Genomic DNA, 9,160 nt, shown 5'->3' with positions numbered 1-9,160 from the left:
GCGGTTGCTGGAGCTCACTTGCCACAGGGCGCGAACGTAAGCGATGATTTTGCTGACCCATTGACCAAAGTGGAGGTAGAGCCACCGTTGATCGAGGCCCGATGCGTCTTAAATCGGAGAGTCTCTCCAAGCAACATTTAGTGACCAATCAGACACGATATCAGTATCCAATCCGGTACTGAGTACTTTGGAGAATGATAGCCGGCGACTCTCTTCGGACCTCAGGTCCCGGTCGGTTGGGTTCTCACTTGCACGCGTGCAAGTGAACTTGCTCTACATGACGAACTTGCCGACTTCGAGCCACGCGATACGTTTTCCATCCATCACGACCGCGGGCTCAGTGACGATGCTTCGAAATCGATGAAGATGTTCACTAGTTGGACACCGAGTCTTCGAGTAGCTGATATGGAGCCGTTGCGCGGAACTGCTTTTCGAGCTCAGGGCTTCTCAAGCGATCCCGCCCGGCTGTCTTCAGGAGGTGGAGCACGTAGAAAATGCTCGCGATCGTTATGCTTACGCCTGCAACATTGAAAGCTATTTCAACCCCGCTCATGTCAGCTCCTTTTTTTCTTACTTGCACGCGTGCAAGTCGCACTACTCACGCTTGGATTAGTCACAATCCTATGGGCCGATTTCGGCCGTTCAATACCCGCGTGTCCCCGGGCGCACTTCTTTGGTTACGTCATGCCCTAACCGTGTAACCAAAAATCCGACTGTCCTGGTTACGCCATGACCTAAGGGTGTAACCAAGGACTTGGTTGCACCGCGCCCGCAAGGTGTTACTGAATCTACGGTGGTGCTACGCCATAAGTGTGCAACGAAGCGGTTTCAATCTATTATAGATATATGACACAAGAACACAAAGAGAACGACCGTAAACAATGGATCGTGGATGCTTGGGCGGGTGTCGTAGAGGAACACCAACGTCTTGAGCAGAATGGGCCATCGCTAAGCCGATACCGGCGAACCTGGCTTTATGCGAACTGTTCGGCTTTCGCTTCACAAGCGGAGTGCCACGAGGGTGAGAAACATCCGCTGAAGGGGATCACTGTAGGTCAAGAACGAGAAAAAACAAATGTCGAAGCAGAGCAAATTCCTGTCGACGTCGATCTCGGCCTTTAGGCTGCAGCCCCGCCAGCAAATGCGCTTGTCGCCGGATCAAGAAACAGCTGAAAAGGTAGGGCAGCGCCACGGCAAACCCGTCGTCCTCAGGACCGAAACTGGCAGCACGCATTGAGCGGGTCACCTGTTCTACCGTGCGAATAGCGACGTGTGGCTGACCGACTATGTGCCTGCCAAAGCGATTGGCTTCTGCAGTGTTCACGCACAGGGCAGGGGGATTTTCAGGATACTCGCTTGAACATGCACAGATTGGTCATAAAGCCTGTGCCCGCCTTGTTGGGGAATTGGTGAGGTTGCCTGTGACATGCAAAAAAATGTTTTCATCAAATGCTTAAATCCAAAGTAACTAAAGAGCCAACAAAATGCATTTCTTTCCGGAACCTGATGATGTCTACAATGTCGTTGGTCGAAGCCTTACCTCTGACCTTCTGGGAAGTAAGAATACCAATGAAAGGGCCCACCAAGCCGCCAAGCGCGCTCGTGAGAAAAATACACCGATGTCACGGATGGCGAAAAGCCAGGGTGGTCGGGACGTTCTGGATGCTCTGCATGACAAGATGAAGAGGCTGAATTATGGGGGGCGTGATATTTCGTTTTTCAATCAGGCGCCCGACAGCGAAAGGGAGACTGATTGGTCCCGTTTTCTATTGGCGGCCAGGGTGAAGAACTGGGCTCCGCAGACCGCAGATTTCACAACGAAGCTGGCGAGAGGGTCTATTATTTGTCATGCCCTCTGGCAGGCGAACAGGCGCTCCGAGGCAATTGACATGATCTCTCAGCTGCCCTGGGCCCATACGGATACAATGCAGTGGTATCTGAGCGCACTTCGGACCAATGAGGCAGATTTATCTGACAAGTGGCACCTGCCGGCCCGAACCATGGGGTTGTTTGCCTGCATTCGGATGCTGATCATCGAGGGGGAGGAAAGACATCCTTCGCAGGACGTCATCTGGAGATTTTCAGATATGCTTGCCTCCAGGAACTCTGAGACAGGCAATCTCGAGGCTATCCGGTACTTCATGGATCGCGCCAAAGAGTTAAGCGGCATTGAGACCAATACTGAATTCTACAGAAAGGCGTTCAATCTCTCTGCGACACCCGGTTCTGATCGTGAGGTCAAAAGATACCGGGCGGGGACCAGTATACCCACCCATGGGACCTGTCTCCGTGTCCATGCGAACCTGAAGAAGGATATGGATGAGAGATCGGCCATGGCACTCTTTATGCTCGCAAACGCTACCAGCTTTTGTCAGCGAGCATTTGAAGGTCTGCGAAAAACCAGCAACCTAACGCTTGATCCGATCTCTCCCTTCGACGACTTTCGGGAACTTCAGGCGATGCCTAAAGAGAGGTTGCAGGAGGCTCTGAACCTGGAGACCTCCTACTATCCCGCTTTGACCTCTTAATCGTCGTCGTAGGCGCTTTCCCAGTCGTCCGGCCGCTCGTCATAGCCGCGGTCCGACCAGTACGTGTCGTTGTTGGGGTTCATCTGATCCGAGTGGTTGTCGTTCTCGTCTTTGCTGTGATCGTTGCCGTTGTAGCGTCCCATGTGCTGTCCTTTCGTTGCTTGGGTGCCCTAAAGCTAATGCGAGTTGACACATCCGGTGAGTGGGGAAACAGGGACAAAACGGGTGCACCGTTAGGAACAATTCGATAGTGTGCGTTGACTGCACAACAGAAAGAAAAGTTCGAAAGCCGGACGCAGGGCGCAATGATCAAGATACGACCAAACGGCTGGTTTCTCAGCCACTCAAATGCCGCCCAAAGTCCTCCCGCTTGCGCCGGGTCGGCTCGCGTGGCCGCGTATAGGGTCAGCTGGCCAATAATGCCAACTACGGCCGCCTGGGCAATCACACCCATTTTCAAAACTATGTTCCAACATTGCATAATGCCGTTGGAGATCAAATGGTCGCAATAGCTCTCGGTCAGCGTTTTGTGAAAACCGTATGCCGAGGCGCCGAGCGTCAGCACACCTGCGCATGCCACAAGCCAGATTCCACCATGGCTACTCATAACGTTTTGTACCACCTACTTGAATCCGGAATCTCCGGAATGGCTTTGAAGAGCGCTGAGACCCAAGACGGCGTTGCCTGTGGCCAGCATTCCGGCAAGTGAAATCAAGCCTTTGACGCTGGCACTTTGGGCTTCGAGATCGCACAGGCTGTCGATGAACTTCATCATCATGGCTGCTTGATTTCTATGTTTCAGTTTATCGCGCTACGTCCAAAAAGCACCCCGCTAGCAAGCTAGCGGGGCTGAGTATGTCCGGGGATGGACGTCGAGGAACTGAGGGCGCACTGCGAGGTAATTGGACAAGCACGCAAACCAAAGGTTTTGAGCCTTTCTGGCCCACCTCATGTTCAGATAACTGAGTTCCGACCATGATTGTTCCAGTCAAAACAAAAAGTCTTACGATTCTTCTGTTTTTTTCCTGAATGGGGTTGCCAGATCACCCTCGTGTTGCCGTTTTTCTTGGTTCTGTGTCAATCAATCGGAACAAAATACTTCTCAGCACGTTAACGATGGGAAGTCGCTGATTTAACAGGGCACAACGTGCACAGGAATCTACGGAGCGATGCATTTGTCTGAAGGAAACAGATTTGTCTTAGGCCGTTGCGACCCTTGGAACGTCAGACTGTCAAGAGACCCATTCATGAAGCCATACATCAGCGCTACTTCTTTATTCCTTGGGCTTTCATGGTATGAAATGAGTGGTGGCACCGCTTTTAAAGCTCAACCTATTATTACCATAATAGTCATTATAAGGCATAGCATTAACAAGCGGGCACAATCTAAACTGGTTTTCGATAAACCCCTATCTTGCTGAAGAATAACGACAACAGAGAGTCATCCAACGCTCGGAAAAATGGCAACCCCACATCGTAGTGTTTGCCAGAAGTTGTTAGACCTCGACTGGAATTCAAAAACCATGAAAATCTCAGAAAAACCGTTGGACGTGAAACGAACAGGTGACGACGCGCCGGCGGCGTCTTTGCTTCGCTATGTCTGGCGCATGAGCGAGTGGCACCAGGTATTTGTATGTTTGGTCGCAGTTGTGGCTGCTCTGTTGAGCCTTGTGCCTATCGAACTTCAACGCAGGATAATCAACGAGGCCGTAGAGAGCCGCGACCTGACCCTGTTGGCACGGCTCGGATATGCGTATGTTGCCGTGGTCCTGACTCACCAGGTGGTGAAGTTTGGGCTCTGGATTTATCAGTCGTGGCTCACCGAAAGCACTTCACTGTATACGCGCCGCCACCTGTTGGGCGTCTATGAGCAGCGCCAAGATCAAACCGGTTCTGGCAAGACAGTGTCGATTATTGGATCCGAAGTTGAAAAACTCAGCGGCTTTGTTGGAGGTGCACTTTCCGGAGCCTGTGCAAACATCGTTATGTTGTTGGGCGTTGTGATCTACATGTTTGTAGTAGAGCCTAAAATCGCGGTGTTTGCACTGGCATTTCTCGTGCCTCAAATTGTTCTGACACCTTTGATTCAGAAATATCTGAATGAACTCCTCGAAAAGCGCGTGGTTCTGTTGCGCGATCTTGGCGAAGGGATCTCCCAAGAGTCTGAGAAAGACAAAACACAGGCCATGGTCCTATTGCCCAAAATCTATTCCAACAGGATTCGGTTTTACGTCATTAAGTTCGGGCTGAAGTCGGTACTGAATCTTCTGAATGCGATCGGCCCGATGACGGTCATGCTGTTCGGTGGCTATCTGGTGATCCAGGGCGAAACTCAAGTCGGGGTGATTGTGGCATTTATTTCAGGATTTGAACGGATATCCTCTCCACTACGCGAATTGATCGGGTTTTACCGCGTTGCGGCCTTGGCCAATGTTCAACACAAAATGATTGCAAACTGGCTGTCCGACCTTGCCTTCCAAACAAAGACGACTGGTTGACCTCGTCGAACAATTCAGGACTCGGCGGCTTTGTCCAGTTTGTGTTTCGGAACCACCTTTTCAAGCTGCTCTTTTTCGGCTTCAAGCAAATTTGATTGTTTTGCGTAGCGGAGCGCCCTATCAGCGAGCTCTATTGCAGCCGACGCTGCTTTTTGGTCTCGCGATTCTGACAGTTTCAATAGTGCTTCTTGCAATTGTGTCGCCACTTCGATCATTCCCGCCCCATCGCGTGCCAAGGACTGGAAAGCGGCTTCCAACAGACACTGCTCATCCGGCATCCTGACGAACACGTTTGGCGCGGCGAGCGTATCTTCATCAGACAAAGTTTCGTTGTAGTAATTCCAAAGCAACGATTTCATCTCTTGAAGCGTTTCGATTGCAGTTCCTGCGTCATTGATACCCGGGGAAAGGGCCTTGGCGGCAATTTCTGACAGCACCAACAATCCAAACTCAGCATCTTGTTCATGCGTTCTTTGTTCCCCAATCGTGAACGCAGCGGCGAGCGCTGCTATGTTTTTTGAATCTGGGGAGCCGGAAACCTCAGCAAGCGTATCACCGGACACAACATGCGAACCCGGCCGAACCAAAACATAGACCGACCCGGTGGCAGGCAAGGCATCCTGTAGCTGCACTGTATCAATCAATTGGACATAGCCCGATTGCTCGCTCTTGATCTTTGCACAATCATCCGGAAGAACGGTTGCATCCGTCAGCTCAGACGCGCCCAGGTTGGGTTGCTTTAAGCAGGTCTTCAACGTTTCACGCGCGCTTTGCGTGGCGCATTGCAAACTGTGGTCCACGCTGCCAATTTTTGTGAGGTGATCGATCCAACGAAGCAAAGATACAACGACCAGAACAACAACGAGAATGGTCACGGACATCACAAAGAAGGCGGATTCTGCCGGATATCCACCAGCTTGATAAAGTACGATTGACCCCAAGGAAAAGACAAACGCACCAATGAATGTCGCAAGAACCGATTGTGTGGTCGTGTCAGCCAACAGAATACGATGAACGCGTGGTGTGGTAGCGTTCGAAGCGGCCCTGTGCGCAGACACCATGATATTTAGGGAAAAGGTCGACACAGCGAGCATGGAAGTGGCCAGGATGGTCAACACCGGAAGGACGGACTCGAATTGTAGATTTCCGCCAAATGGTGACTTCGTGAAGAACGAAACGACCGGGCTGATTAAGGCAGCTAAAACCGAAAGCAAAGCGTAGAGCACCACGCGCAAACCCATGTTTCGATAGTAGCGGAGAAAGCGTAGGCGTAGCCAGTCTACTTGCTTCATAAAGCCCCCTATTCATGCTGCGTGAGATGTTTGCCCTTATTGGCGCATTCCGGAGGCCAATCATTCTCAGTCAAGTTTGTTCCTTTCTCCCGCTATATCAGCCAGAGCACAATACAACAGACCACCGATCCAATCGATAGCGACCCGACAACAACGCATAAGTGAATCTTTGAAGCAGGTTCTGAGCTATGCGGGTTCAGACGCGCGTAGACCCGCAGCGCGTTTCGCCAAGCGCCCCAATAGATCAACAGTGAAACCGCGATAAACAAAGAAGAAGCGGCTTTGGCCAGCCATGTCGGTTCCACAGCCCCAAAGACAGCTTTCAAGCCAAGTGCAATCGCAACGCTTGCCATACCTGTCCTCATCCATCCCGCAAAAGTCCGCTCATTGGCAAGCACGGTTCGGTCTTCGGCCCAGTCAGTTCGGTCTTCGGCCAACTCTTGTTTGTCGCTCAATGTTCCTGCTTCCTGCACAACCGAGTTGAGAGAAATTGCCAAAAAATACGCGGGTCGGCGCCGATTTCGCCCGGAAGTTTCTACTGCCCGGGCGAAATTGTCACTGTCTAACCATTACTGGTTGGTGGCGCTCTAAAGCGCATCCTTAGCTTGACTTGGCAATCGCGCGCAGCATCCAAGCGGCCTGCTCGTGGAACGCCGAACGCTCGGTCGCGAGATCTTCAGTGACAACATCTTTCCTATCACCTGCCATTTCTGTCAGGGCGTGAAGCCGGTGCGCAACACGTTCATGGTCAGCAGCAAGATCTTCTATCATTCCAGCCGCGGAGATTTCTCCTTCAAGATCTTTGATCACAGAGAGCTCCATAATTTCCGACATCTGTGACGGTGCCAGATGACCCAATGAGCGAATTCGTTCCGCAACCTCATCTGCAGCGTCGAACATGTTCTCGTACTGCTCTTCTGTCAGTTTATGGATCGAATAGAACAACGGACCTTCCACATTCCAATGATAGGCGTGCGTTTTGAACGTCAGGCGGTATGTATCGGCCAGGACGTTCGACAGGGCTTTTGCCAGTGCCGCCGTGTCTCTCACTCCGGTTGCGACAGGGTTTTCGTTTGGAATTACGTTCAGTGCGTCTGTCATAATTGCTCCTTTTCGCTACTCTTGAAAACAACGTGCGATGATGAATTTGGTTCCAAAATCGGCTGTTCAATCTCTGGCCGCCGGCATTCCACCTTCTGCTGCGTAGTCTACGGATACTCGAAGCAGCGTTGGAACTGCGATATCAGCCGCGGCCTGCAAAGCCGGTCCAAGCTTCGCGAAGGTATCAATGTCGTGATACACCCAACCAAATGCTTGGGCGAGAGATGCCCAATCTGGATTTCCAAATGCAAACTCGCGACCACCGGGTTGTTTCTCATCGATCAGGCCATACCCATTGTCCTCCCAAACGAGCACGGTGATCGGTACGCATAGCCGGGTGGCGGTTTCCATCTCCTGAACGTTCATTAGGAAGTCCCCGTCACCACATACAGCGATGACCCGACCCGTTTCCAATTGGCGCGCCGCCTCGATGGCGCCGGGCAGCGCAAGGCCCATTCCAGCGAGACCATTGGGAATAATGATCTGACCCGCCCGTTTGGCTTCTACGTTTCGGGCGATCCACAACTTGTGTAACCCGACACCAGACAACAAGACATCACTGTCGCGAAGTGTGTTCGATATCTCTTTACAGATATCGGACGGCGTAAGACACTTGCCCTTGGATGTGGTAGCACCCTGCTCAAGCGTTTCGTTGATCTTCCTGCGCAGGTCTTCAAAAGCTGTTTGCAACTCGCGTTGCGCTGTTGCCTTGTGAAGTGCGCCGATACTTTGCAGCAAATCTCCAGTCAGCGCGGCTTTGACGGGCCAATTCACGTCGACCGTCGAGGCAACATCCGATATTTCGAGCACCGGTCGCATCCCAGACAGCGTGACCTTCGCAGGTGGGTATTCAACGGGATCAAATCCGATGGCGATCACGAGATCGCTCAGCTCAAAAGCTTTAGAAGCCAGCTCCTCCCCCGGCTGTCCAATCGTGTGAAGGCAAAGGGGATGGCCTGGGGCAAGAATGCCTTTCGCCATGAACGTGGTTAGAACTGGCGCTGAAAGTTTCTCTGACAAATCCCGAACGAGTTCAGCTGCATTCGCCCTGATGACGCCATGGCCCGCAAGAATGACGGGCTCCTTAGACTGAGAAACCAAGCGCGCCGCGCGGACGACTGCATCCGTCGCAGGCCGCGTTTCCGCAGGCGGGGAGGCGACAAACGGCTCGGCGGTCGTCGGAACACCAGCAAGATCTTCGGGAAGGGAAAGGTGCACGGCACCGGGCTTGTCGGCATTGCAGTGACGGGCGGCCTCAGCAACAACCTGCGGAATCTCGTCGTCCAAAACCAGAGTGCGACTGAACTTTGTAATCGGCACGAATAGAGACTCAAGATCAATGATCTGGTGGCTTTCACGACCGAGTTGATCTCGAGCTCCCTGACCTGTTATGGCAATCATCGGCACATGGTCCAGCGTCGCGTCAGCAACGCCAGTGACCAGGTTGGTGGCACCTGGGCCGAGGGTCGCGATGCAAAGCGCTGGATTTCCGGTCAGTCGTCCGTGAACCGAGGCCATAAATGCGGCGGATTGCTCGTGTCGACAAAGAACAAAATCGATGCCAGACCGATCAATCGCGGAAACCAGTTCCGTCGTCTCCTCACCCGGTACGCCAAACGCCGCAGTCACACCATTCGCTTCCAGACACGAAATCAACAGATCAGCACATGTTTGGGTGGCTGGGGAATCCCACATAACGCGTCAAACCTCCTTGAATAGTAACCAGTGCCGCGGCGGCTAA

Annotated in this window: 9 protein-coding genes; 2 read left to right on the top strand and 7 right to left on the bottom strand. The window is 52.4% G+C overall.

Going from position 1 to position 9,160, the window contains the following annotated elements:
- The first annotated feature begins 1,484 nt into the window (after positions 1-1,484).
- Entirely contained in the window at positions 1,485-2,528 is a 1,044-nt protein-coding gene (locus tag AC2FNN_RS07930; protein WP_496757749.1) for a hypothetical protein, read from the top strand.
- Here the strand turns inward: AC2FNN_RS07930 and AC2FNN_RS07925 are convergent.
- From AC2FNN_RS07925 to AC2FNN_RS07915, 3 genes are all read right to left on the bottom strand, one after another.
- Positions 2,525-2,671: a hypothetical protein gene (locus tag AC2FNN_RS07925; protein ID WP_496757765.1), complete on the bottom strand. Its 147-nt coding sequence runs from the start codon at positions 2,669-2,671 to the stop codon at positions 2,525-2,527. The genes AC2FNN_RS07930 and AC2FNN_RS07925 overlap by 4 nt on opposite strands.
- Complete coding sequence (locus AC2FNN_RS07920) at positions 2,608-2,982, bottom strand: DUF1206 domain-containing protein (protein ID WP_496757763.1); 375 nt, start codon at positions 2,980-2,982, stop codon at positions 2,608-2,610. The genes AC2FNN_RS07925 and AC2FNN_RS07920 overlap by 64 nt, the downstream gene beginning before the upstream one ends.
- 168 nt (positions 2,983-3,150) lie before the next feature.
- The gene (locus tag AC2FNN_RS07915) at positions 3,151-3,306 is read right to left on the bottom strand and encodes a hypothetical protein (protein ID WP_496757748.1); all 156 of its coding nucleotides are present in this window, start codon (positions 3,304-3,306) and stop codon (positions 3,151-3,153) included.
- 745 nt (positions 3,307-4,051) lie between these two features.
- Between AC2FNN_RS07915 and AC2FNN_RS07910 the strand changes: the two genes are divergently transcribed.
- A complete protein-coding gene (locus AC2FNN_RS07910) occupies positions 4,052-5,026 on the top strand; it encodes an ABC transporter transmembrane domain-containing protein (protein WP_496757747.1) in 975 nt (324 codons plus the stop codon).
- Between the two features lie 14 nt (positions 5,027-5,040).
- Here AC2FNN_RS07910 and AC2FNN_RS07905 read toward each other — a convergent pair whose 3' ends face one another.
- From AC2FNN_RS07905 to AC2FNN_RS07890, 4 genes are all read right to left on the bottom strand, one after another.
- The gene (locus AC2FNN_RS07905; RefSeq protein ID WP_496757746.1) at positions 5,041-6,318 is read right to left on the bottom strand and encodes a DUF2254 domain-containing protein; all 1,278 of its coding nucleotides are present in this window, start codon (positions 6,316-6,318) and stop codon (positions 5,041-5,043) included.
- Between the two features lie 92 nt (positions 6,319-6,410).
- Positions 6,411-6,773 (bottom strand): YidH family protein, encoded by a 363-nt coding sequence (locus AC2FNN_RS07900; protein WP_496757744.1) that lies wholly within the window; start codon positions 6,771-6,773, stop codon positions 6,411-6,413.
- A 145-nt stretch (positions 6,774-6,918) separates the two neighbouring features.
- Complete coding sequence (locus AC2FNN_RS07895) at positions 6,919-7,419, bottom strand: Dps family protein (RefSeq protein WP_171331894.1); 501 nt, start codon at positions 7,417-7,419, stop codon at positions 6,919-6,921.
- A gap of 66 nt (positions 7,420-7,485) precedes the next feature.
- Positions 7,486-9,114: an acetolactate synthase large subunit gene (locus tag AC2FNN_RS07890; protein WP_496757742.1), complete on the bottom strand. Its 1,629-nt coding sequence runs from the start codon at positions 9,112-9,114 to the stop codon at positions 7,486-7,488.
- Positions 9,115-9,160: the final 46 nt, after the last annotated feature.

The organism is Ruegeria sp. BHSA118, from assembly GCF_059613405.1.
The sequence above is the reverse complement of the archived record's forward strand: the minus strand, read 5'-3'. Positions and strand labels throughout refer to the sequence as shown.